The following is a 23,021-nucleotide window of genomic DNA, read 5'->3' on the forward strand; positions in this document are numbered from 1 at the left end:
GCGGGAGTTCCGCTGTTCTGCATGTATCGACACACCCGCTTGACGCTCCACCACCACCGCTAACTACGCGGCATTGGGGCTAGGGGCGGTCGCCTATCTGGAGGACGGTCTTCGGGCGGGAAGTCTCGGCGAAGAAGTCGTTGCCCTTGTCATCGACCACGACGAAGGCCGGGAAATTCTCCACCTCGATCCGCCAGACCGCTTCCATGCCCAGCTCGGGGTATTCCAGCACCTCCACACGCCGGATGCAGTCCTGTGCGAGGCGGGCCGCCGGACCGCCGATCGAGCCTAGATAGAACCCGCCGTGCTTCTGGCACGCCTGGGTCACCTGCGCCGACCGGTTGCCCTTCGCGAGCATCACCAGCGAGCCGCCCGCCGCCTGAAACTTCTCCACATATGCGTCCATCCGACCGGCCGTGGTGGGGCCGAACGACCCGGACGCGTAGCCCTCCGGGGTCTTGGCCGGGCCGGCGTAGTAGACCGCGTGGTCGCGCAGATATTGCGGCATCGGCTCGCCCGCGTCCAGCCGCTCGGCGATCTTGGCGTGCGCGATGTCCCGGGCCACCACCAGCGGACCGGACAGCGACAACCGCGTCTTGACCGGGTATTTCGAGAGCAGCGACCGGACGGCCTCCATCGGCTGGTTGAGGTCCACCTGCACGACCTCGTCCGATTCCAAGTGCGAGTCGGTGACGTCGGGCAGGAAGCGCGCCGGGTCGGCCTCCAGCCGCTCCAGCCACACTCCGGATGGCGTGATCTTGGCGACGGCCTGCCGGTCGGCGGAGCAGGAGACGGCGATCGCCACCGGGCAGGACGCGCCGTGCCGGGGCAGCCGGACCACCCGCACGTCGTGGCAGAAATATCTTCCGCCGAACTGCGCACCGATGCCGAAGTCGCGGGTCAACTCCAGCACCGCCGCTTCCAGCTCGACGTCCCGGAAGCCGTGCGCCGCCATGGTCCCGTGCCGGGGCAGGTTGTCCAGATATTTGGCGCTGGCCAGCTTGGCCGTCTTGAGCGCGTACTCCGCGCTGGTCCCGCCGATCACCACGGCCAGGTGATAGGGCGGGCAGGCGGAGGTGCCGATCAGGCGCAGCTTCTCGTCCAGGAACTCCATCATCCGCGCCGGGTTCAGCAGCGCCTTGGTCTCCTGATAGAGATACGACTTGTTGGCCGAGCCGCCACCCTTGGCCATGAACAGGAACTTGTACGCGTCCGGGTGACCCTCCGGGTCCTCCGCGTACAGCTCGATCTGTGCCGGCAGATTGGACCCGGTGTTCTTCTCGTCCCACATGGTCAGCGGCGCGAGCTGGGAATACCGCAGGTTGAGCCGGGTGTACGCCTCGTAGACGCCGGCCGCGACCGCCTGCTCGTCGGTCCCGTCGGTGAGCACGTGGCGGCCGCGTTTGCCCATCACGATCGCGGTGCCGGTGTCTTGGCACATGGGCAGCACGCCGCCGGCCGCGATGTTGGCGTTGCGCAGCAGATCCAGCGCGACGAAGCGGTCGTTGGCGGAGGCCTTCGGATCGTCGATGATGGACCGCAACTGGGCCAGGTGCGCGGGCCGCAGGAAGTGCGCGATGTCGTGCATCGCCTCCGCGGTGAGCTGGCTGATCACGGCCGAGTCGATGGTGAGGAATCGACGGCCGCCGGGACCGTTCACCACGTCCACGCCCTCGTCCGTGACCAGACGGTACTCGGTGCGATCGTCACCAGTCGGCAACAGCGGCGAGTACGAGAAGGCGGAGGCTTTGCTCATGAGCGGCAAGCCTAGGCCAGCCCCGATGCAACGTGCGAACCCGTCCGGTCACGCACGCATACCGGTTTGCCGATGTGGTTCCGCTCGGTCAGGTCGTCCCCGGGGCGGGCCGGCGACCGACCGTCATCGAAATGGCAGGTATGCCATGTCGCGCCCGGAGACGGCCATCAGTCCGGACCGGCCGGACGCGTACACCTCGGCATCGGTGCGCGCGTCGACCAGCACCGCGCCGCTGCCCGGGGCGAGCGCGGTGATCCGGTCCGGCTTGGTGTTCAGCACCAGCGCGGCGTGCGGGGTGATCGCCGCCGACGCGCCCGCGTTCACCTCGTGCCGCCACACCGTGCCGCCGCGGCCCAGGGAGCGCCCGGATACCGACGTCTTGTCCGCGTTGCGGATGACCGCGTACCGGTCGTCCACCGCCAGGACCTGCTGATCCGGCTCGCCGTGCCAGAGACGTCGGCCGTCGTGCGCGGAGATCAGCTCCTCCCGGCCGTACGGGTCCACGCCGAGCACCACGTCATATCCGCCGGCCGGGTCGTGGTCCTGTCGGCAGGCGGAACCGTTGTCCGCGGTCCGCAGGTTCAGTCCCCGCCGGCGCCAGACGACTTCCGGGGACGGCGGGTCGGTGGCGGCCACGTCGTAATAGCAGGTGCCGTCCTTGGCGGTCCCGGTGACGGTGAGCACGCGACCGCCGGTGACCGCGATCCGCTGGTCGGCTTGGGGGGTCACGGTCTGCACCACCCGGCCGGTCGCGGTGTCCACGATGCGCACGTGCCCGTCGTCGGGCAGGCCGATCAGGCTGGGCATCTGGCCGGGCCCGGCGGCCTTCACGTCGGCCCGCGGCGAGGACAGCACCTGGGTGTCCGGCAGATCCGGGTTGCTGGCGTTCAGCACGAAGCCGATCCCGCCGGTGCCGATCGTCCACAGCGGGCGGCTGCCGCGCGGGTCCCAGGCCCGCAACTCGCACTCCGCGCCCTTGCCGCAGCGCAGATCCAGGATGGCATTGTCATAGGTCCACACCGCGGTGGCCGAGGGGTCCGCGCGGCGGACCTTCCCGGTGCGCGGTTCCAGCACCTGGTAACCCTTGGTGAGCAGCCGTCCGGTGACCACCACGGAGTCGTTGCCGGAGCCCGCGACCGCGGCCCAGTCGGCGTCGGACTTCCACAGCCGGATGCCGGCGCCCAGGCCGTACGCCTCCACCGAGGTCCGGTACTCCACGATGACCGCGTCGTCGGCGAAGGTGACGCTCTGCGGGGTGCCGCCGAGGGTCACCTGCCACTGTGAGGCTCCGGGCGCGATCGGATCCCGGGTGTTGATCCAGTCCCAGAGTTTGGGGAACGGATTCCACACCCCGGTGGTGGCCAGGACGATGACGACCACGACGGCGGCCACCGCGTAGCCCTTCGCCGTTGCACCTGACGTGGCCACGGTCGACACGGTAGCGACGGCCACCCGCGTCGGACCGCAGGACCTTTTGCCCGTGTCGGACGGCTATGAACCTATTGCGGCGGTACGCACCAACGGCAGCACCCGGTACGGGATCAACTCCGCCAGCGCGATGATCGTCGACGCCCGGACGATGCCGTCGTAGCCGACGATCTGGTCGATCACCCGCTGCAAATCGGCGTTCGAGCGCGCCACGATGCGGCACAGCACGTCACCGGCGCCGGTGATGGTGTGCGCCTCCAGCACCTCGGGAATGCCCTCCAAGTGGTCCGCCACCGCCCGATGGCCGTACCGCTGGCTGATCTCCAGGGTGACGAAGCTGGTGATGCCGAAGCCGATCACGGCCGGTTCCACCTGCGGCCCGAAGCCGCGGATGGCACCCCGCGCGACCAGCTTGTCCAGGCGCGCCTGGACCGTGCCCCGCGCGACGCCGAGCCGGCGAGACGTCTCCAGCACGCCGATCCGGGGTTCCTCGTCGAGCAGCGTGAGCAAGCGCGCGTCGAGCGCATCGAGCTGCACATCTTGACTAGCCGTCACGGCTGAACACTCTACCGATTGCACAGACTGATCAGGAGATCATGGCTCTGTTGCCCAGCGATGTGACCTGCGCCAACCTCAGAACATGACGCAGACGATGGAACACGCAACCGAGACCGCCGACGTCTTCCCCGTCAAGGGCGTCGACTACCTGCACTTCCTGGTGGGCAACGCGAAACAGGCCGCCCACTACTACTCCACCGCGTTCGGCATGACCTGCGTGGCGTACCGCGGGCCCGAGCAGGGCTACCGCGACCACGCCGAGTACGTGCTGGAGAGCGGATCCGCGCGCTTCCTACTCACCGGTGCGGTGCACGCCGGCGCGTCCGCCGCGGCGCATGTGACAAAGCACAGCGACGGCATCGGTGACATCGCGCTCACCGTGCCGGACACCGACGCCGCGTTCCGACACGCGGTCGCGGCCGGCGCGCGTGCGGTCACCGAACCGCACGACCTGAGCGACGCACACGGCACGGTCCGCGTCGCCGCCATCGCCACGTACGGCGACACGGTGCACACCCTGATCGACCGCTCCCGGTACGACGGGCCGTTCCTACCCGGTTTCGTGACCCGCGGCCCGATCGTGGACCGGCGGCCCGCGATCGCGGCCGGCCTGCAGCCCAAGCGGTACTTCCAGGCCGTGGACCACGTGGTCGGCAACGTCGAACTGGGCCGGATGGACGAGTGGGTGGAGTTCTACCGCCGGGTCATGGGATTCACCAACATGGCCGAGTTCGTCGGCGACGACATCGCCACCGACTACTCCGCGCTGATGTCCAAGGTGGTGGCGGACGGCACCCGAAAGGTCAAGTTCCCGCTCAACGAGCCGGCCGTGTCGCAGCGCAAGTCACAGATCGACGAGTATCTGGAGTTCTACGGCGGGCCCGGCGCCCAGCACGTCGCGGTCGCCACCAACGACATCCTGGCCAGCGTGGACGCCATGCGCGCCGCGGGATGCGAGTTCCTGGAGACGCCGAGCTCGTACTACGACGACCCGGAGCTGCGGGCGCGCATCGGCGAGGTGCGCGCGCCCATCGAGGAGCTGAAGAAGCGGTCCATCCTGGTGGACCGGGACGAGGACGGCTACCTGCTGCAGATCTTCACCAAGCCGGTCCAGGACCGGCCCACGGTGTTCTTCGAGCTGATCGAACGCCACGGGTCGCTCGGGTTCGGCAAGGGCAACTTCAAGGCCCTGTTCGAGGCCATCGAGCGGGAGCAGGAGCTTCGCGGCAACCTGTAACACTGTTCCGGTGATGCCACCGCGAACCCGGCACGACGAGCCGGCCCCGGCCGTCGTGATAAAGGTTTCTCCATGAGCTCGCTGCCGCCAGGCTGGTACAAGGATCCGGCCGACACCTCGACCCAGCGGTACTGGGACGGTGATGGATGGGTCGGCCGGTCCTTGCCGGTCGACGCCGCCCCGCCGGACGGACCGCTGCCCGAGGAACCGCCGGCGGAGCCCACCCTGTCATCCGATGCGGGCCCGTCGTCCGGCGCACCGGCCGCGCTCCCCGGCTGGCATCCCGGGGCGCCTGCCCAGCAACCGCCCGGTGGGCATCGCCCCGGCTTGCCCGGCCCACCCACCCCGCCGACCGGCGGCGACCAGCCATCGCGCGGGAGCCAGCCACTGCCCGGCTGGATGCCGCCGCCGGGCATGCCGATGATCGCGGCGCGCCCGCACGGGTTCGCGCTCGCCGGATTCGGCCCTCGCCTGGTGGCCCGGATCCTCGACGTGCTCGCCGTCCTCGTGCTGAATGTCGTGGTCAACGGCTACTTCCTGTACCAGTTCGCGCAGGAGTTCGCGCCGTACTGGCGTGCGGCGGTGCAGCAGGCCGCGAACGGCAACGCGTTCGGCGAGCAACCGCAGCCGACGTCCCGGATGCAAAACCTGATGTGGGCCATGCTGATCATCGCCACGCTGCTGTGGCTGCTCTATGAGGCGCCGGCGATCGCCAACCGGGGCCAGACCATCGGCAAGCGGATCATGCACATCAGGGTGATGGCGGTCGAACACACCGACCCGATCGGCTTCGGACGCGCCTTTCGCCGCTGGGCGCGGCTCGGCCTGTGGACGCCGCTGTGGGGCTGCGCCGGGCTCGGCTTCCTCCTGCAACTCATCGACTGCGCATCGCCGCTGTTCGACCAGCAGCTACGCCAGGCACTGCACGACAAGACCGCCCGCACCGTGGTCGTCGAGTTCCCACCCGACGCCCGCCCCACCGTCGGCGCCTCGCACGGCGGCGGATCCTCGGAAGGACAGGGATGACCCGGCTGACCCGCGCCGACCTTGAGGCGCTGCCCAGTTACGTACCCGGACGCAACGTCGCCGACCTGGCCCGCGAGCTCGGCATCGCCGAGGCGATCAAGCTGGCCAGCAACGAGGTGCCGTACGGTCCGCTGCCCGGCGTCCCGGAGGCGGTCGCCGAGGCGGTGGCCGCCGCGCACCGCTACCCGGACATGGGCGTGCTGGCGTTGCGCGACAAACTCGCCGACCGGTACGGCGTGGCCGCGGACCGGATCGTCACCGGGTGCGGCTCGGTGGCGCTGGCCGAGATCCTGGCCAAGACGACCTGCCTGCCCGGGGACGAGATCCTCTACTCGTGGCGTTCCTTCGAGGCGTACCCGATCGTGACCGCGGGCGTCGGCGCCGCCAGCGTGCGCGTGCCGAACACCCCCGGGCACGGCCACGACCTGCGCGCGATGGCCGACGCGATCACCGAGCGGACCCGGCTGGCCTTCGTCTGCAACCCGAACAATCCGACCGGCACCGCGGTCCGGGCGGCGGACATCGACCGGTTCCTGGACGCCGTACCGTCCGACGTGTTGGTGGTGCTCGACGAGGCGTACCGGGAATTCGTCACCGACGCCGAGGTCCCGGACGCGCTGACGCGATACGGCGACCGGCCCAATGTGGTGGTCCTGCGCACCCTGTCCAAGGCCTGGGGCCTGGCCGGGCTGCGCATCGGATTCCTGGTCGCGCAGCCGGAGGTGGCCACCGCCGTCCGCAAGGTGCTGACCCCGTTCTCCACCAGCCTGGTGGCCCAGGCTGCGGCCATCGCGGCGCTGGACGCGGGTGACGAGGTGCGGCGCCGCTGCGCGCTGGTGGTCGCGGAACGCCAGCGGGTCACCGAGGGGTTGCGCAAGCTCTCCGTGGAAGTGCCGGACAGTCAGGCCAACTTCGTCTGGTTGCCGCTGGGCGAGCGTTCGGCCGAGTTCGGCGCCGCCTGCGAGGGCCGCGGCGTGATCGTCCGCCCGTTCCAGCCGGACGGCGTACGGGTGACCATCGGCACGCCCGAGGAGAACGACGCCTTCTTGGCGGCGGCGGAGGCGGCCCTGACCTGACCGGCGTCACGTGGTGACGGTGGCCGCCGCCTCCGCCCGGTGCTGATCCGCAGCGGAGAGCCGCCACGGGAAGACCCGCGGCGCCGTCACCACCAGGACGCAGCCGAGCAGCGCCAGCGCCGCCGCCGCAGCCGGGAGCACACCCAGCAGGCCCGCGCCGACCAGGCGCTCACCCACCAGGGCACCACCGCCGATGCCGATCTGGAAGGCCACCACGTACACGGCGGACGCCGCGTCCCGGGCATGCGGCGCCACGCGCAGCACGCCCGACGCGAGGCACACCGGAACCGCCGTGAACGCGCCACCCCAGATCAGCGTGACCACGACCGTCGGCACCACGCCCAGCACCGGGGCGAGCAAGGCCACCGAGGCGGTCATCGCGGCCAGCAGCGCCACCAGCACCGCGCCCGGCCGACGGTCCACGAACCGGCCGACCGCCGCGTTCGCCAGCAGGCCGGTGCCGCCGTAGCCGAGCAACAGCAGGCTCAGGCCGGCGCCCTCCAGACCGCCGTCGCGCCGCACCAGCGGAGCAACGTAGGTGTACGCCGCGAAGTGCCCGATCACCACGACGGTGGTGATGACACAGAGCCGGAGCACCGCACGGTCCCGGACGATGCGGACCGCGGCGCGCAACTGTGCGCCGGTGCGTGCCGCCCGGTCGCGCGGCAGCGCCGGCAAGCCGGGCAACACCGTGATCAGCGCCAGCACGCAGCACGCTCCCCCGACGGCCAGCACGCCCAGCGCCATGCGCCAGCCCAGCCACTGTCCCAGCGCCGTCCCGGCCGGCACGCCGAGCACGATGGCGAGCGAGTTGCCCAGGAAGACCAGCGCAGTCGCCCGGCCCACCTGACCGGGCGGGGCGAGCCGGGCGGCCACCGGTCCGATCACCGACCAGAACACGCCGTGCGCCAGGGCGCAGATCAGCCGGGCTCCGGCGAGCACGCCGAAGCTCGGCGCGACGGCGGCGGCCACCTGCGACACCACGAAGACGGCTACCGTCACGGCGAGCAGGCGGCGCCGGTCGACGCGCATGGTCAGCGCGGTGAACGGAATCGTGGACAGCCCGGCAACCACCGCATAGCTGGTCAGCAGCAACCCGACGGCGGCTTCTCGGACCGAGAGACCGGTGGCGATCTGCGGGAGCAGACCGACCGGAATGGTCTCGCCTGTCACGTAGCAGAATGCGGAGGCGCCGAGCACGGCAAGGGCACGGCGGTCCAGGTCGGGAGTCACCTCCGCAGAATAAGCTTGGATAAAGAGCAAAAAGAAGGGGGCAGACGTGTGACGACGCGCTCCACCGAGCTCTTGCGCGCGGTGCACGCCCATCCGGGCATCACTCGCGCCGAGGCCGCCCGGTCCATCGGTGTCGGCACCGGCGCGGCCACCGAACTGGTCGGTCGGCTCAGCGAGGCCGCCCTCGTCGTCGAGGCCCCCGCACGGCCCAGCGGCGCCCGCGGGCGGCCCACCACCGCGCTGCTGCCGCATCCGGCCGGCCCGCTGATCGCCGCGGTCGACATCACGCACGAATCGTGGCGCATCGACCTCGTGGAGCTAGGTGGTCGCACGCTGCACACCGCGCAGGCCCGGCACGACGGCCGTGACGTGCTCAGCGTCGTCGCCGCCGAGATCGAGAACAGACGTTCCCGGTACGGCCCACGACTGCGCGGCACCGGCGTCGCGGTGCCCGGCACGGTGACCCGCACGCAGCGCTTGGACAGTGCCTACCTGGACTGGCACGACCTGGATCTGCACGCCATCTGGCCCGACGCGGAAGTCTTCGTGGCCGGCAACGACGCCACGCTGGCCGGCGCCGCGGAGTCCGCCCGCGGCGCGGCGGTCGGTGCCTCGGTGGCGCTCCACCTGCGCATCGGTGGCGGCCTGGGCGGCGCCGTGGTGGACCACGGACGGGTCCTGACCGGCGCCTCCGGCTTCGGCGGAGAGTTCGGCCACATGCCGTTCGGCGATCCGCGCGTGCCCTGCAAGTGCGGCGCGCACGGATGCTGGGGAACGTCGGTCGACGGCGGCGCGCTGGCCCGGCTGATCGGCGACCCCGAGCCGCCCGACCCGGTCAGCTACGCGCGCCGGGTGATCGCAACCGGGCACGAAGCGGTCACGGTGATCGCCGGGTCTCTGGGCCGCGGCATGGCCGGCCTGGTGAACGGTCTGGACGCCGACGTCGTCACGCTCGGCGGGCTGGGCGCCGAACTGTTGGACGCCGCCCGTGACGACATCATGCGCGCCTACCGGGACGGGCTGATGAACGTCCGCCGCGCCGCCGCCCCCGCCGTGCGCCGCGCGACCCTGGGCGACGACGGCCCGATCGCGGGCGCGGCCGAGGAAGCGTGGACCACCCTGCTGAGCCGCCTCACCACGTGACGCCGGGCGTGCCACGCCGACGGGTCAGGACACCGCCGCCAGGTCGTCCAGGTCGCGTCGCAGGGTGCCCTCCACCGTACGGGCGGCCAGGCCGCCGAACACCAGCGCCAGCAGTCGCCCCGCGGGCGCCGTCGGGGTGCCGTCCTGCACCACGGTGACCATCGTGCCGCCGCGGTGCCGACCCTCGATGACCGGCACGAACGTATAGGTCATCCGGTAGTCCGCGCCGATGCCCGGCGATGTCACCACGAACCGTTCCGGCACCTCGCACTCGCGCACCCGGAACTCCTCGGTGATCCGGCCCCCGTCGGCCATTGTCCGGGTCTCGCGCCACACCGTCCCGGCCCCGAACCGACCGCCGGTGAGCATCTCCACGGAGCTCACCGTGGACAGCCATTCGCTGCGGCGGGGCAGGTCGGTGAAGACACGCCACACCTCGACGACCGGCGCCTCTATCAGCCGTGTCACCGCGACCGTCGACATTGCGTGACCTCCCGCGTACAACTTACGGGGTATCGGCCGCTTCGAACAGTGATTGACCGACCACGGTTCCGCTCACCGAGCCCAGCCCGATGTCCGCGCCGTCGGCACCGGCGGCAACGCCGTGAATGGTCACCGTGTCGCCGTCCAAGAGGAATCCGCGCCGGCTGCCGTCGGCCAGCGTCACCGGTTCGGTGCCGTTCCACGTCAGCTCCAGGAACGAGCCGGCCTGATCACGCCGGCTGCCGGAGACGGTGCCCGAGGCGTACAGGTCGCCGGTGCGCACCCGCGCCCCGTTCACGGTCAGGTGTGCCAACTGCTGCGCCGCGGTCCAGTACATCTGCGCGTAAGGCGGGGAGGCCACCTGTGTGCCGTTCCACTCCACGGCGAGCCGGATGTCGAAACCCGGCCCGGCCGGGCGCAGGTAGTCCACCGGCTCCGGCTCCTGCAGCGCCGCGGGGCGGGTGGCCAGCGCCGCCAGCGGCACCACCCAGGGCGAGACCGAAGTGGCGAACGACTTGCCCAGGAACGGGCCCAGCGGCTGATATTCGAAGGCCTGAATGTCCCGCGCCGACCAGTCGTTGACCAGCACCACCCCGAACACATGGTCGGCGAATGCGGCGGTCGGGATCCGGTCACCCGGGACACCGACCACGAAACCGACCTCGGCCTCGATGTCGAGTCGACGGGTCGGCCCGAAGTCGCCCGCCCCGCGCTGCCCGTACGGGCGGGGGATCGGCGTGCCGGAGACGACCACCGTGGCCGAGCGACCGTGGTAGCCGATCGGCAGGTGACGCCAACTGGGCGGCAGCGCGGCCCGGTCCGGCCGCAGGATCTGACCGACCCGGCGCGCGTGCTGCTCACTGGAGTAGAAGTCGGTGTAGTCCGCGACCTCGAACGGCAGATGCAAGCGCACCGCGCGGAGCGGGATGCGGGGGGCGTCGACGACATGCTCGCGCGCAGCCCGCCGCAATCGCGCCCAGCGGGCCGGCCCGGCAGCCATCAGCGGGTTGAGCGTCGGCCGCCGGCACAACTCGTCCACATCGGACAAGTCCACGACCGTGTCGTCCAGCCGCACCCCGACGCGACGCACGCCGTCGTCACCGCTGAACACCCCGTACGGCAGATTCCGCGGGCCGAATCGGCTCACGAGTAGCCCCCGTCGACCAGACCCAGCCGGATCAGATCGGTGAGCGGCTCCAGCAGGTTCGTGGTGCCGAATCCGCACCACAGCGGGCGCGCCTGATCACGACGGGATCGGGCCGGTTCCACCAGCGGCACCGGATGTGTCGCGGCAAGCACCTCGGCCACCTCGGCCACCTCCGCGCCGTCGGTCGCGAGGAGCGTGGCCACCAGCACGTTCAGGAAGCCGTGATGGGTGAACCCGGTCTCCGGGTCCGTGTGGCGCATGGCGTGCCGCAGCCCGGTCGCCAGCCGGAACGGCAACTCCCGGTCCCGGCAGGCGCAGATCACCGCGGCCAGTTCCACCGGCGTCGGGAACAACTCGGCGGCCAGCCCGCCGACCCGGAACTTGGGTCCGATGGACAGGCCCTCGGCACGGGCCTGCGCCACCCGGTCGAGCGCCGCGAGCAGTCCCCAACTGAGCGGGATCTCCGCGTATACGTCCAGGCCGGCGGTGGTCGAGGCGAGCTTGCCGAGCTCGTCCAGGCCCGGCTGCGGATCCTCGCCGCGACGGGCCACCGCGGCCTCCACCCGGCCCAGGCCGACCCCGGCCGCACGCAGCCGCGCGATCACGGCCGGCAACCCGGCGATCGGGCCGTCGTTGACCAGTCCCACCATGACGTCCCCGAGCGGCACGTCACGCTCGGTCTCCGAGGTGGGCAGCAGGAAGACCCCGAGGAGCGGGCCGTACCACGCGGTGACGTGCTCCCGGTGCCGGGCCAGCGCATCCGGGGCGGAGGCGAAACCGGGGGCCAGCACCGCAGCATCATCGACGAACCCGGCGAACAGCGGCGGCACCAGCGTTGACACGAAACTGAACCTAATAGACGCTGCGATAGGCAACAACAGCGTCCGCTATGTCACGTCACGGGTGGGGGGCAACGATGCCGTATTACCGCCGAGTGGGCGAGATTCCTCGCAAGCGCCACACGCAGTTCCGCGCTCCCGACGGGGGGCTGTACGCCGAGGAACTGATGGGGCAGGAGGGGTTCAGTTCCGACTCCAGCCTGCTCTACCACCGGCACGCGCCGACCTCGATCACCGCCGCGGAAGCCTTCACGCCCCCGGCGTACGAGCAGGTGCCGAACCGCCCGCTGAAGCCCCGGCACCTGCGCACCCACAAGCTGGACGAGGGACCGGCGGACGCGGTGCTGGGTCGGCGGCACCTGCTGGCGAACGCGGACGTGCGGATCGGATACGCGATCGCGGACCGGCCGTCCCCGCTCTATCGCGACGCGGTCGGCGACGAGTGCCTGTACGTGGAGGCGGGCCGCGCCCTGATCGAAACGACGTTCGGCGCCTTGGAGGTCGGTCCCGGCGACTACGTGATCATCCCGACCTCGGTGGTGCACCGGATCGTGCCGCAGAGCCAGGTCCGGCTGCTCACCATCGAGGCAAGCGGCCATGTCGGGCCGCCCAAGCGATACCTGTCGGTGCGCGGCCAGTTCCTGGAGCACTCGCCCTACTGCGAACGGGATCTGCGCGGCCCGGAGACGCCGCTGCTGGTCGACGGGTCGGACGTGGAGGTTCTGGTACGCGCTCGTGGCGGCTGGACCCGGCACGTCTACGCCCGGCACCCGTTCGACGTGGTGGGCTGGGACGGCTGCCAGTACCCGTGGGTGTTCTCCATCCACGACTTCGAGCCGATCACCGGCCGGGTGCATCAGCCGCCGCCGGTGCACCAGACATTCCAGGGACCGAACTTCGTGGTGTGCAGCTTCGTCCCGCGCAAGGTCGACTACCACCCGCAGGCGGTGCCGATCCCGTACAACCATCACAACGTCGACTCCGACGAGATGCTCTTCTACACCGGCGGCAGCTACGAGGCCCGGCGCGGATCGGGCATCGAGCAGGGATCGATCTCGTTGCACCCGTCCGGTTTCACGCATGGGCCGCAGCCCGGCGCGGTGGAGCGGTCCCTGGGCGCCGAGGCGTTCGACGAGCTGGCGGTCATGGTTGACACGTTCCGCCCGCTTGACTTGTGCAGCGCGGGCCTGGAAGTGGAGGACACCGGCTACGCCTGGACGTGGAGCAGGTAGACCCGGCAGGGGTCTGTGCACTGAGGGTGCGGCTTGACACTTCTCCAGGGCGCGGCTACGTTCCGTGACATCTGTCAACCGTTTGGCAGTGTTCTCGGGCGATATTGCGGGGGCCGTTAGTGTCGCGACCAGCCGGTTCGTCGAAGCTGCTACGCGCCATGAACGAAAGTGCGGCACTGGCTCATCTGCTGGACCCCGGCCACCTGACGCGCGCCGATCTGCGTCGCCTCACCGCACTCTCCACGCCCACCATTTCCGAAGTGCTGCGCCGGCTCACCGACGCGGGTCTGGTCACCGTGGTGGGTCACGACAGCGGCCGGCCCGGTCCGAACGCCGAGATCTACGCCGCCAACGCGGACGCCGCCTACGTCGCCGCGGTCTCGGTGCGCGACATCGACGCGAGCCGCGCGCCCTCGGTGACCGCCGCTCTCTGCGACCTGACCGGTGAGGTGCGTACCCGGTTCGACTCCCGTGTGGACTTTCTGGCCACCGACCCGCAGACCGCACTGGCCGAGGCGGTGGACCGGCTCCGGAGGGACAGCGGGGTTCCCGCGGAGCGGATCAAACACGTTCACGTCGGGGTGGCCGGCTCCTACGACAGCCGCACGCAGACGATCCGGCACGTCGAAGTGCCCGGCTTCGGCCGCACCGGGCTGGTCGCCGAGATCACCGAGGCACTGGGCACCGGCGTCGCCGTGGACAACGACGTCAACCTCGCCGCAATCGCCGAGCGGCGGCACGGCGTCGGCCGGGCCGCGGACGGGTTCGCGCTGCTCTGGCTCGGCCAGGAGGGGCTCGGGCTGGCAATCGACATCGGCGGCACGCTCATGCGTGGCGCCCGCGGTGGCGCCGGCGAGATCGGTTACATGCCGACGTACGCCCCGGGCTCGACCGATCACAAGGTCGACCTGACCGACCTGGTCGGCGGTCGTGCCGTGCTGGCACTGGCACGCGACCACGGCGTCTCCGGGCAGACGCCGCTGGAGGTCATGCTCACCGCGGCGGCGGGCGCGGAGTCTGCCGCCGACTTCTTCGCCGCCTTGGCGGACCGGATCTCCATCGGGTTGGCCGCGGTCATCGCGGTTCTCGACCCGTCCCTGGTGGTGCTGGCCGGGCCGGTCGGCCGGGCCGGTGGCGATGCCCTGCTCGCGGCGTTGGACAGCGCGATGGTGCGGCTGGCCCCGTTGGAGAGCGCCATCGCGGTGAGCCGCGTCGAGGGCGACGCGGTGCTGCTTGGAGCACTGGATGCGGGGCTGTCGACGGTGCGCGAAGCCTTGATCGCGGAGGTCCGCGACGACTGACCGGCGACCGGTCAGCGCCGGACCAGCACGAGCAGTTGCCCGGCGACGGCCGACACCATGGCGGCCACCAGCGGCGCCGGGCCGCCCGTGACGGTGTAGCCGAGGAGCAGCACCGGACCCAGGCACATGACGGCGAAGCCCACCGCCGCGGCGCGTGACGACCGGCGCACTCTCCAGATCGCCGCGCCGATCGGCTCGGTCAGCCGGCGTGCCAACCACACCACCACCGCGACCAGGACGAGCATGCCGATCATCGCCGCCCAGACGCGCGACGCCCCGGAGCTGATCAACGACATCCCGGCGACCACCACGGCGGCGACAAGCGTCGCTCCGGCTCCATACCGAACGGCTTGCCGGACGGCGCCGTCGGTATCCGCCAGGGTGTCCAGGACGGGACCGGTCGGCCGGCTGATTTCGGGCCGTGCGGCGGGCGGCGGCTGCGCGTCCCGGCGAGCGGCGAATCCTCGGCGGGCGGCGGGCCGGGGCTGATCGTCGTCGCCGTCATGCGGCCCGTCGGACCCCGCGCCCGTCGGCTCGTCCAGCGCGGCGGTGTCCGCGGCATCCGGCTCCGGGTACGGCCGGGGGAACGGCGACGGGTAGTTCTGCTCCGTGGCACCCGGCTCGATCGTGCCGCCGTCGGCGAGGGAGTCCAGCGCCTGCGCCCATCGACGGCGTTCGAAGCGGACAATGCCCACGTCCTGCTGCGCCTCGCCGATGCCCTCGTCCAGGTCCAGCGCCTCCGCATAGGCCCGCTGCGCGAGGTCGAACAGCCGCAAGCGGGCCGCCACCACGGCCAGCACCAGGTGCGCCTCGGCCTCTCCGGGCGCGATCCGCACCGCATGCCACGCGGCGTTCAACGCTTCTTGGCCGTTGCGCGACTCGCCCAGCAGCCCGGCCCCGGTGCGTTGCGCGTACGCGTTGTCCGGCCAGCGACGCAGGATGCCGGCCGCCACCGAGGCCGCGTCGGTGAACCGGCTGATGTCGGTCAGCGCCATGCCGCGCACCACCAGCGGGTCGAGTTGGTCCGGCGCCGCGGCCACCGCGGCGTCGGCGGCGACCAGCGCGTCGGCCGGTTGATCCGCGGCGAGATGCACCCGGGCCAGGGTGGTGAGCAGGGCCGCGTCCGCCGGTGCCGTGGTCAGCCCGGCGGCGAGTTCCTCCGCCGCGTCGTCGTACCGCCCGAGGTCGGCGAAGAGCAGGGCACGCTGGCGGTATTCGTCAGGCGTGGTCCCGGGTTCCGGAGACGACGAGGCGGACACGCCCCCAGCTTAGGCCGTGCCGCGAAGCCGGGCTTCCGCCGCGCGGCGACCGGGGGCGCTACGGCGCCTCGACCATGGCGACCGCGATCGCGGCCAGGCCCTCGCCACGGCCGGTCAGCCCGAGCCCGTCCGTGGTGGTGCCGGAGACGGTGACCGGCGCGCCCACCACGGCCGACAGCACCCGCTGGGCCTCGTCGCGACGCTTGCCGATCTTGGGGTGATTGCCGATCACCTGAATGGAGACATTGACCACCGCAAACCCGTCCAGGCGCCGCACCGTCTCGGCGAGCAGGTCGGCGCCCGAGGCACCGGACCACTCCGGCCGTCCGGTGCCGAAGTTGCTGCCCAGATCGCCGAGGCCCGCGGCGGAGAAAAGCGCATCGCAGGCGGCGTGCGCCGCGACGTCGGCGTCGGAGTGCCCGGCCAGGCCGATCTCACCCGGCCACAGCAGACCGGCGACCCAGCACGGACGGTCGGCGGCGAAGGCGTGCACGTCGGTACCGACGCCCACTCGGGATCTCGTCACGGCGGTCAGGGTAACCGGAGCAACGCCTCGGCCAGGACCAGGTCGAGCGGCCTGGTGATCTTCATTGCCAGGTCGGACCCGGGCACGCAGGTGACCGGCAGGCCCATCTTCTCCACCAGGCCGGCGTCGTCGGTGAGTGGGTCGGCCCCCGAGGCATGCGCGGCGGCCAGCACGTCACGCCGGAAACCCTGTGGCGTCTGGACGCTGCGCAGCACCGACCGATCGACCGTGCCGAGCACCACGTCACCCGGCCCGACTTCCTTGACCGTGTCCACCACGGGAAGCACCGGGATGACCGCCGGCAGGCCGGAGCGCACCGCCGCGGCCACCGACTCGATGAGGTCGGGCGGTGTCAGCGCCCGGGCGGCATCATGCACGAGCACGATGCCGACGTCGTCCGGCACGGCGGCGAGCGCCGCCGCGACCGACTGTTGCCGATGGGCGCCACCGGCCACGACGGTCACCGGTGCCACCGGAGACAGGAGTTCGCGAACCGCGTCGGCCTGGGCCGGCGGCGCGGCGACCACGATCTGGCGCACCGACGCCGCAGCGGCGACGCGCCGCACGGCGTGCCGGAGAAGCGGCTCGCCCGCGAGCGCGCGGAGAGCCTTGGGCATGCCGGGACCGAGACGCACGCCAGCGCCGGCTGCCGGAACGAGGACCGCGACGTCACCGCGAGCATTGAGCTTCGCGGTCACGTCGCGGTCCTGGCCACGTACCGGTGGTGCGGGAGGGATGGAAACTTCCGTCAGGCCTCGGTCAGAACCTTGTCCAGAAGCACCTCGGCCTCGTCCTTGGTGCTCTTCTCGGCGAGTGCGACCTCGCCGACGAGGATGTCGCGAGCCTTGGCGAGCATGCGCTTCTCCCCCGCGGAGAGACCCCGCTCGCGCTCCCGACGCCAGAGGTCACGAACGACTTCGGCAACCTTGAGCGGGTTGCCGGAGGCGAGCTTCTCAAGATTTGCCTTGTACCGCCGCGACCAGTTGGTCGGCTCCTCGGTGTGCGGTGCGCGGAGGACGTCGAAGACCTTCCCCAGGCCTTCCTCGCCAACCACTTCGCGCACGCCGACGATCTCGGCATTCTCAGCGGGCACACGGACCGTCAGGTCGCCCTGGGCAACCCGAAGGACGAGGTACTGCTTCTCCACGCCCTTTATCGTTCTAGTCTCGATTGCCTCGATGAGTGCGGCCCCGTGGTGGGGGTAAACAACGGTCTCGCCGACACTGAAAACCATAGGTTCGAAACCCCTTTCGCTGTGTCTAGGGTAACACGGCAGGGCGGCGATGTCCCGCGTCGGTGGTGACTGTTAGTGCAGCTCAGAGGGCCTGTGAGAGGTCTTTCTCCCGCTTGACACGCGGCATGAATGCCGACTCACTCACTCTCAGTAATCACGGCGTCACGCTTCTTGCGAGCGAGTCGGACATGCCGGATCTGAAGCATGTGCACTATCCGACGCATCGTTTTCCCCTACCACCTTCAGCTACTGGCGTACGGCCGTCGCTTGATGCAGGCTGAATCCAGATCCCGATCGACGCGACGGCGGCAGCCCCCGCGCCGCGGGTTCCGGGCCCGCGCGTGGGGGGAGGTTGAGTCCATGACCAGCGCAGGCGAGGGTGGCCGCCCGCACGAGGGCGAGCCGCCCGACGGCCTCCCCGGCATCCCCAAGGAGTGGGGCGTCATCGTCATCCCGGACGACCTGTCCGAGCTGGCCGACGAGGTGCGCGCGGTGCAGGCGGAACTGCATCCGCACCGCCGCCAGCCGCTGCTCGCCGGAACTGCGCTGCGGCGACTCCTGCGCGCAGGAGTCCGCGCCCCGGTCCTGATCGTGGCCATGGCCGTCATGGTCACCATCGCCAGCCTCCTCGCGTCGGCCTGGTCCCAGACGCCACGGCCGCCGTCCGCCGTGCCGGCCTCCGCCGACAGCGCCGCACGGGACACGCTGCCCGCCCTGGAACTGATCGGCTCCGACGGACACACCGTTCCGCTGCGCGGCCAGATGCCCGCGGTGGTGCTGCTCACCGACGGGTGCGACTGCGCGGGCCTGATCACCGACACGATCACCGCGATCGGCCCCCGGATCGCCGTGGTCACCGTCTCGTCCGAGGCGCCGCCCTCGACCGGGACCACCCCGCCGCCCGGCGCCACCCCGCAGGCGCAGGGCAAGACCATCCGACATCTCCGCGATCCCACTGGCGAACTGCGCCGGGAGCTCCACCTCGCCGAGCCGGACGGCACCGCGGCTGCGGTGCTTGTCGACCACGCGGGCACCATCGTCCGAACGTTCCCGCGCACCGCATCGGTGGAGACCCTGCTGCCCGACATCGCCCGGCTCTGACGCCGCGCCATCACCGGCCGCGACCAGACCCGAGCGGGCCGATCCGCTGCAGCGCCCACCGGAACATCACCGGGCCCCCCGCGTCCGCTGCCAGATTGAGGTGAAACTGCCCGGCGAGGCCCAGCGTGAAGTGCATCGGCAACGGATCCTCGCCGCAGCGCACGCCCCGGCCGCTGTCCTCACCGACCGTGCTCACGCTGACCCGCACCCGGCTCTGTGCGGGCCCGGCACACACCACCGAGACCACGTACGAGCCGTCACTGACCTGCATGCTCACCTCGCGCACCGCGCCCGGCCCGAGTGTGACCGTGTTCGCCGCCCGCCCCGGGCCCTCCGGCAGCAGCCGCTCGACGGTGCCACGCCAGGCTTCCGCGCGCGGGTTCGGGGCGATGGTGGGCGCCGCGCGAAACCACCACAGCACACCCGCCGCCGCCACTCCCCCGGCGAGCGCATAGATCACCGCGCCCCGTCCCCGCTCGACGTTCACGTCGCGGTCCGCTGCAGCAGCGCGCCGTAGAGGGTCAGGCCCGGACCGAACGCGAGCATCACCACATTCCGCGGCGGCCGGGCACGCCGACGCAGTTCGTCCAGCACCAGCAGGACAGTCGGCGAGGAACAGTTCCCGTACGCGGACAGCACCTCCCGGGACGCGGACAGGGCCCCGGTGGGCAACCGGAGATGTTCCTGCACCACGTCCAGGATCCGTGGGCCGCCGGGGTGCACCGCCCAGCCGTCGACATCGGCGACGGTCAGCCCGTGCTGCGCCAGCAGATCCTCCACCAGCTTGCGCACGTGCACCGCGAGCACATCCGGCACCAATGGCGAGAGCCCCATGCGAAAGCCCAGGTCGGTGACTTCCCACGTCATGTGGCCGGCGGTGGTCGAGTCGGTGACCGCGACCACGTCCCGCACGGCGTACCCGCCATGTCCCGCGCCGGGGGTGAGCACCACGGCCGCCGCCGCGTCCGAGAAGAGCGCGTGCGAGACGATCTGCTGGATGTCCGCGCGGGCGCCGGCCGGTTGCAGATGCAAGCTGGTCAGTTCGGTGCAGAGCAGCACGCCGGGCCGGCCGCGGGACGTCACGAAATCGGACACCGCACCGAGGCCGGGGATCGCCGCATAACACCCCATGTGCCCGACGAACAGCCGCTGCACGCTCGCGGACATCCCCATGTCGCGGGCGAGCACGATGTCCAGTCCCGGCGTCGCGTACCCGGTGCACGAGCAGACGGCGAACAGTCCCACCTCGTCGGCGGACACGCCGGCGTCGGTGAGCGCGCGGCCCACCGCCTCCTTGCCCAACGGCACCGCCTCGACCTGGTAGCGCTGCATCCGGCGCTCGGTGGACCAGGCCGAGACGTCCTCCAGCAGCGGGCTCACCGCCGCCTGCCGCGTCACCACTCCCGCGTTCTCGAAGATCCGCCGGGCCAGCCCCCGCCGACCGCCCGCGTAATGGTTGGCGAAGAAGCCCTCCCAGAGTTCGTCCTGCACGGCGGACGGCGGCAGCCCCACGCCCATGCCGGCGATCGTTGCGGTTTCGTTCACACGTGCCTCCCCCTGCCGAGATGCGCCGGCGCCGAACCCCTCACCAGCGCGGCGCCGAACCGTCGGAGTCCGGATCGCCGCCGATCGCGTCGACGCCCAGCCAATCCGCGCAAACGTCGCTGGTGGCCGGTTGCAGCGAGCCGGCGCGTGCGTCCCGGTAGAGACGCTCCAACAGGTGGCCACGCCGCATCGCGGAGGTGCCGGCCGCCTCCAGCATCGACGCCGCCACCTCGGCCGCGGTCGTGCCGGCCAGCAGCTTGGCGCGCCACACCCAGCGGTTGGTCTCCGCGTCGCCGGGCGCCTCATCGACTCGCCGGGCCGCCTCCATCACGGTCAGGTGCGCCGCGGCGACCGCGGCGTCGGCGCGGCCGATGCGTGCCCGGACTGCGGGCAGGTGGCCGAGTTTGCGGCTGTTCACGTGCTCGACGGCGGCGTCCACCGCCGCCCGTGCCACGCCCACGTAGACCGCGGCGTAGCTGGCCACCATCCAGTGCGGCGCTAGCTGCGCCACCACCAGCGCGAGCCCCTCCACGCCGCCGAGCAGCGCGCCGGCCGGTACGGTCACCTCCACGTGCAGGTCGTGCGAGCTGGTGGCCCGCATGCCCAGCGCATCCCAGGTCTCCACCACCCGCAGCCCCGGGCCGGGAGGCACGAGGAACTGCGACACCTGCGACGGGTCGGTCGCGCTGCGCGCCGCGATCAGGTAACCGTCGGCATGGCCGGCACCGGAACAGAACGTCTTCGCGCCCTCGATGCGGTAACCACCCTCCGCGACGGCGGTGTAGGTCGTGCTGAGCTGGGACAGCCGGGATCCGGCACCGCGTTCGCTCATCGCCACCGCGTACCAGCTACCGTTGGCCGCCGCCTTCAGGAAGCCGTCCCGGGCCTCGATCGCCTCCGGCGGAAGGCCCAGTGCGTCGGCCAACTCGTCGGTGACGGCGCTGAGCGCCCCGGTGACCGAGGCGTGCATGTTGAAGATCAGCGCCGTGGCGCCATTGCCGCGAGCCAGCTCGTAGGCGACCGCCGCGTACTCGGCAAAGCCCGCCCCGGCACCGCCCAGGCGCTCCGGAACCATCAGCCCGAACAGGCCGGCCGACCGTAGATCGGCGAAGTCGTCGGCGGGGAACGAACCGTCGGCGTCGTGCCGGGCGGCGCGAGCGGCGAACCGCGGCGCCAGGCGGCGGGCCTCGTCGATCATGCGGTCTCCTCACTCTCCGGCACCCGGCCCTGCGGTGCGCGGCCCTTATGCCCGCGTCCCTGGTAGAGCACGGCCGTCGAGAACGTCGGCACCACCCGGCCCAGGGGCCTGCCGGACCCCGCGCCCGTCGGTCTCCCGGTGGTCGCGCCGGCCGCCCGGCGGGCCACCAGCCAGCGCAGCAACCCCGTCATCGTCGGCCGGACGCCGCGTACCCGCAACGCGACGCCGTGCCGGGCGAACTCGGCGATCAGCTTGCGCGGTGAGACGAACAGCGCCGGATCGTGCAGGCCGGGAGGGGCGATGCCGAGCGCTTCACCGGCGGTGACCGTGATGAACCGGCCGAGGGCCGTGTCGTTCACCGTGTCCAGCACCACCAGACCGCCGGGACACAGCACCCGGACGATTTCCGCCACGGTCGCCGGCACGTCCGCGACGTGCTCCAGGATCTCCCCGGCGGCCACCACCTCGGCACAGCCGTCGGACAACGGCAGGGCGGTCACGTCACCGGTGACCGGGAGCATGCCGTGCCCGGTCGCCCGCATCAGCCCGGTGCGGCGCAAGTCCACGCCGACATGCCGGTATCCCCGGTGCGCCACATGCGGCGCGAGCAGTCCTCCGCCGCAGCCCGCGTCGACCAGCACCGCTCCGGCACGCGACGGTGGTGGTATCAGGGCCGCACGCGCGGCCGCGAGCCAGTGCAGGATCTCGAACTCGCCGCCGGGCTGCCACCATTGGTCGGCGAGGTGATCGTACTGACGGGGGTCGTTGCGCGGGAGCGCGTGCATTGATCGAGCGTGGCACGCGGACCTCCCAACCACCACACTGCATTCCATGCCTCACGCCCGCGCCTTGATCGCGTCGTCGCACCCCGAGCCCGGTGCGGCCGTCACGGTGGCGATGACGTTGCTCGCCTTCGGCGTCGGCCACCGAGGCTGGAGCCTGGCCGGGGTGGGCGCCGCTGTCGCGGCCACGCAACTCTCGGTGGGCTGGGTGAACGACTGGCTCGACGCGGATCGGGACCGGGCCACGGGACGCGCCGACAAGCCGATCCCCGCGGGCGCGGTGTCTCGCCGTACGGTTGGCATCGCCGGGCTGGTCGCGACGCTTCTCATCCCGGTTCTGGGCGCTCCGTTCGGCGTCGCCGCGGCGTGCACCATCACGCTGGTCGGCGTCTTCGCCCTGCTCTACGACTGGCCACTGAAGGCGACCGCGTTGTCCGTGGTGCCTTACCTGGTCGCCTTCGGATCGCTGCCGGCCTTCGTGGTGGTGGCCCTGCCCGGTCATCCCGCGCCACCGCTGTGGCTGGTCGCCGCCGGCGCGCTCCTCGGTGGCGGGGCGCACTTCGCCAACGTGCTGCCCGACCTGGCCGACGACGCCGCGACCGGCATCCGTGGGCTGCCCCACCGGCTGGGCGCCGCATGGTCCCAGGCCGCCGCGGCCGGGCTGCTGCTCGCCGCCACCTTCGTACTGGTCTTCGGGCCTGCCGGACCACCGTCCTGGGCCGGCCTGGCCGCTGCGGCGGTGGCCGTCGTGGTCCTTCCACTCGGGTGGTACGCCGCCCGGCACGCCCGGGGACGGCCGGTGGCCGTGTTCCGGGCGGTGATGGTGGTGGCCCTGCTGGACGTCCTCTTGCTGATCTTCACGGGTCGGGTGGTGTGAATGGACGGGTCGCCGCACGCGCCGGATCACGGACCTCTAG

23 protein-coding genes are annotated in these 23,021 nt (G+C 71.7%); 8 read left to right on the forward strand and 15 right to left on the reverse strand.

Annotated elements, in window-relative coordinates; genetic code table 11:
- Window positions 1–79: 79 nt before the first annotated feature.
- The 3 genes from IEY73_RS20875 to IEY73_RS20885 all read right to left on the reverse strand — a co-directional run bounded on the left by IEY73_RS20875 (window position 80) and on the right by IEY73_RS20885 (window position 3,739).
- Entirely contained in the window at window positions 80–1,756 is a 1,677-nt protein-coding gene (locus tag IEY73_RS20875; RefSeq protein WP_189080961.1) for a fumarate hydratase, read from the reverse strand.
- Between the two features lie 123 nt (window positions 1,757–1,879).
- Window positions 1,880–3,184 (reverse strand): PQQ-binding-like beta-propeller repeat protein, encoded by a 1,305-nt coding sequence (locus IEY73_RS20880; protein WP_229716013.1) that lies wholly within the window; start codon window positions 3,182–3,184, stop codon window positions 1,880–1,882.
- Window positions 3,185–3,247: 63 nt separating this feature from the next.
- Complete coding sequence (locus IEY73_RS20885; protein ID WP_189080962.1) at window positions 3,248–3,739, reverse strand: Lrp/AsnC family transcriptional regulator; 492 nt, start codon at window positions 3,737–3,739, stop codon at window positions 3,248–3,250.
- An 85-nt stretch (window positions 3,740–3,824) separates the two neighbouring features.
- Between IEY73_RS20885 and hppD the strand changes: the two genes are divergently transcribed.
- The 3 genes from hppD to hisC all read left to right on the forward strand — a co-directional run bounded on the left by hppD (window position 3,825) and on the right by hisC (window position 7,081).
- Entirely contained in the window at window positions 3,825–4,979 is a 1,155-nt protein-coding gene (hppD, locus tag IEY73_RS20890; RefSeq protein WP_189080963.1) for a 4-hydroxyphenylpyruvate dioxygenase, read from the forward strand.
- A 72-nt stretch (window positions 4,980–5,051) separates the two neighbouring features.
- A complete protein-coding gene (locus tag IEY73_RS20895) occupies window positions 5,052–6,005 on the forward strand; it encodes an RDD family protein (protein WP_189080964.1) in 954 nt (317 codons plus the stop codon).
- Window positions 6,002–7,081 (forward strand): histidinol-phosphate transaminase, encoded by a 1,080-nt coding sequence (hisC, locus tag IEY73_RS20900; protein WP_189080965.1) that lies wholly within the window; start codon window positions 6,002–6,004, stop codon window positions 7,079–7,081. The genes IEY73_RS20895 and hisC overlap by 4 nt, the downstream gene beginning before the upstream one ends.
- A 6-nt stretch (window positions 7,082–7,087) precedes the next feature.
- Here hisC and IEY73_RS20905 read toward each other — a convergent pair whose 3' ends face one another.
- Window positions 7,088–8,314, reverse strand: a complete 1,227-nt coding sequence (locus IEY73_RS20905) for an MFS transporter (RefSeq protein ID WP_229716014.1) — start codon at window positions 8,312–8,314, stop codon at window positions 7,088–7,090.
- 48 nt (window positions 8,315–8,362) lie between these two features.
- On the opposite strand from IEY73_RS20905, the gene IEY73_RS20910 reads away from it, so the two are divergent.
- The gene (locus IEY73_RS20910; protein ID WP_189080967.1) at window positions 8,363–9,457 is read left to right on the forward strand and encodes an ROK family protein; all 1,095 of its coding nucleotides are present in this window, start codon (window positions 8,363–8,365) and stop codon (window positions 9,455–9,457) included.
- 24 nt (window positions 9,458–9,481) lie between these two features.
- Here IEY73_RS20910 and IEY73_RS20915 read toward each other — a convergent pair whose 3' ends face one another.
- From IEY73_RS20915 to IEY73_RS20925, 3 genes are read right to left on the reverse strand one after another with little or no spacing between them, the layout of a single operon-like run.
- Window positions 9,482–9,940 (reverse strand): SRPBCC family protein, encoded by a 459-nt coding sequence (locus IEY73_RS20915; protein ID WP_189080968.1) that lies wholly within the window; start codon window positions 9,938–9,940, stop codon window positions 9,482–9,484.
- A 22-nt stretch (window positions 9,941–9,962) separates the two neighbouring features.
- The gene (locus IEY73_RS20920; RefSeq protein ID WP_189080969.1) at window positions 9,963–11,087 is read right to left on the reverse strand and encodes a fumarylacetoacetate hydrolase family protein; all 1,125 of its coding nucleotides are present in this window, start codon (window positions 11,085–11,087) and stop codon (window positions 9,963–9,965) included.
- A complete protein-coding gene (locus IEY73_RS20925; protein ID WP_189080970.1) occupies window positions 11,084–11,929 on the reverse strand; it encodes a hypothetical protein in 846 nt (281 codons plus the stop codon). Before IEY73_RS20925 ends, IEY73_RS20920 begins: the two co-directional genes overlap by 4 nt.
- A 74-nt stretch (window positions 11,930–12,003) precedes the next feature.
- On the opposite strand from IEY73_RS20925, the gene IEY73_RS20930 reads away from it, so the two are divergent.
- The gene (locus IEY73_RS20930; RefSeq protein WP_189080971.1) at window positions 12,004–13,158 is read left to right on the forward strand and encodes a homogentisate 1,2-dioxygenase; all 1,155 of its coding nucleotides are present in this window, start codon (window positions 12,004–12,006) and stop codon (window positions 13,156–13,158) included.
- Between the two features lie 158 nt (window positions 13,159–13,316).
- On the forward strand, window positions 13,317–14,459 hold the full coding sequence (locus IEY73_RS20935; protein WP_229716015.1) for an ROK family transcriptional regulator: 1,143 nt from the start codon (window positions 13,317–13,319) through the stop codon (window positions 14,457–14,459).
- An 11-nt stretch (window positions 14,460–14,470) separates the two neighbouring features.
- Here IEY73_RS20935 and IEY73_RS20940 read toward each other — a convergent pair whose 3' ends face one another.
- The 4 genes from IEY73_RS20940 to IEY73_RS20955 are packed head-to-tail and all read right to left on the reverse strand — an operon-like array spanning window position 14,471 to window position 17,478.
- Window positions 14,471–15,718: a tetratricopeptide repeat protein gene (locus IEY73_RS20940; protein WP_189080973.1), complete on the reverse strand. Its 1,248-nt coding sequence runs from the start codon at window positions 15,716–15,718 to the stop codon at window positions 14,471–14,473.
- 58 nt (window positions 15,719–15,776) lie between these two features.
- Entirely contained in the window at window positions 15,777–16,244 is a 468-nt protein-coding gene (gene ispF, locus IEY73_RS20945) for a 2-C-methyl-D-erythritol 2,4-cyclodiphosphate synthase (protein ID WP_189080974.1), read from the reverse strand.
- A gap of 5 nt (window positions 16,245–16,249) precedes the next feature.
- A complete protein-coding gene (gene ispD / locus IEY73_RS20950) occupies window positions 16,250–16,942 on the reverse strand; it encodes a 2-C-methyl-D-erythritol 4-phosphate cytidylyltransferase (RefSeq protein WP_189080975.1) in 693 nt (230 codons plus the stop codon).
- Window positions 16,943–16,992: 50 nt separating this feature from the next.
- Complete coding sequence (locus IEY73_RS20955; protein ID WP_041832964.1) at window positions 16,993–17,478, reverse strand: CarD family transcriptional regulator; 486 nt, start codon at window positions 17,476–17,478, stop codon at window positions 16,993–16,995.
- A 360-nt stretch (window positions 17,479–17,838) separates the two neighbouring features.
- Between IEY73_RS20955 and IEY73_RS20960 the strand changes: the two genes are divergently transcribed.
- Window positions 17,839–18,579, forward strand: coding sequence for a hypothetical protein (locus IEY73_RS20960; protein WP_189080976.1), 741 nt, complete (start codon window positions 17,839–17,841; stop codon window positions 18,577–18,579).
- Window positions 18,580–18,589: 10 nt separating this feature from the next.
- Here IEY73_RS20960 and IEY73_RS20965 read toward each other — a convergent pair whose 3' ends face one another.
- Genes IEY73_RS20965 through IEY73_RS20980 form a run of 4 tightly spaced genes read right to left on the reverse strand, consistent with a single transcriptional unit; the run spans window position 18,590 to window position 22,107 of the window.
- Window positions 18,590–19,066, reverse strand: a complete 477-nt coding sequence (locus tag IEY73_RS20965; protein WP_189080977.1) for a DUF6023 family protein — start codon at window positions 19,064–19,066, stop codon at window positions 18,590–18,592.
- Window positions 19,063–20,124 (reverse strand): type III polyketide synthase, encoded by a 1,062-nt coding sequence (locus tag IEY73_RS20970; protein ID WP_189080978.1) that lies wholly within the window; start codon window positions 20,122–20,124, stop codon window positions 19,063–19,065. The genes IEY73_RS20965 and IEY73_RS20970 overlap by 4 nt, the downstream gene beginning before the upstream one ends.
- A gap of 40 nt (window positions 20,125–20,164) precedes the next feature.
- On the reverse strand, window positions 20,165–21,322 hold the full coding sequence (locus IEY73_RS20975) for an acyl-CoA dehydrogenase family protein (protein ID WP_189080979.1): 1,158 nt from the start codon (window positions 21,320–21,322) through the stop codon (window positions 20,165–20,167).
- The gene (locus tag IEY73_RS20980) at window positions 21,319–22,107 is read right to left on the reverse strand and encodes a methyltransferase domain-containing protein (protein ID WP_189080980.1); all 789 of its coding nucleotides are present in this window, start codon (window positions 22,105–22,107) and stop codon (window positions 21,319–21,321) included. The genes IEY73_RS20975 and IEY73_RS20980 overlap by 4 nt, the downstream gene beginning before the upstream one ends.
- 46 nt (window positions 22,108–22,153) lie before the next feature.
- Between IEY73_RS20980 and IEY73_RS20985 the strand changes: the two genes are divergently transcribed.
- Window positions 22,154–22,981, forward strand: a complete 828-nt coding sequence (locus IEY73_RS20985; RefSeq protein WP_189080981.1) for a UbiA family prenyltransferase — start codon at window positions 22,154–22,156, stop codon at window positions 22,979–22,981.
- Window positions 22,982–23,021: the final 40 nt, after the last annotated feature.

The sequence above is a fragment of the Mangrovihabitans endophyticus genome (genome assembly GCF_014646155.1).
GTDB lineage: Bacteria > Actinomycetota > Actinomycetes > Mycobacteriales > Micromonosporaceae > Actinoplanes > Actinoplanes endophyticus.

Coding starts and splice junctions, on each gene's coding strand:
- IEY73_RS20875 (WP_189080961.1), bottom strand. CDS start 1,756: ATGAGCAAAGCCTCCGCCTTCTCGTACTCGCCGCTGTTGCCGACTGGT.
- IEY73_RS20975 (WP_189080979.1), bottom strand. CDS start 21,322: ATGATCGACGAGGCCCGCCGCCTGGCGCCGCGGTTCGCCGCTCGCGCC.
- IEY73_RS20895 (WP_189080964.1), top strand. CDS start 5,052: ATGAGCTCGCTGCCGCCAGGCTGGTACAAGGATCCGGCCGACACCTCG.
- hppD (WP_189080963.1), top strand. CDS start 3,825: ATGACGCAGACGATGGAACACGCAACCGAGACCGCCGACGTCTTCCCC.
- IEY73_RS20955 (WP_041832964.1), bottom strand. CDS start 17,478: ATGGTTTTCAGTGTCGGCGAGACCGTTGTTTACCCCCACCACGGGGCC.
- hisC (WP_189080965.1), top strand. CDS start 6,002: ATGACCCGGCTGACCCGCGCCGACCTTGAGGCGCTGCCCAGTTACGTA.
- IEY73_RS20930 (WP_189080971.1), top strand. CDS start 12,004: ATGCCGTATTACCGCCGAGTGGGCGAGATTCCTCGCAAGCGCCACACG.
- IEY73_RS20915 (WP_189080968.1), bottom strand. CDS start 9,940: ATGTCGACGGTCGCGGTGACACGGCTGATAGAGGCGCCGGTCGTCGAG.
- IEY73_RS20935 (WP_229716015.1), top strand. CDS start 13,317: ATGAACGAAAGTGCGGCACTGGCTCATCTGCTGGACCCCGGCCACCTG.
- IEY73_RS20960 (WP_189080976.1), top strand. CDS start 17,839: ATGACCAGCGCAGGCGAGGGTGGCCGCCCGCACGAGGGCGAGCCGCCC.
- IEY73_RS20980 (WP_189080980.1), bottom strand. CDS start 22,107: ATGCACGCGCTCCCGCGCAACGACCCCCGTCAGTACGATCACCTCGCC.
- IEY73_RS20985 (WP_189080981.1), top strand. CDS start 22,154: ATGCCTCACGCCCGCGCCTTGATCGCGTCGTCGCACCCCGAGCCCGGT.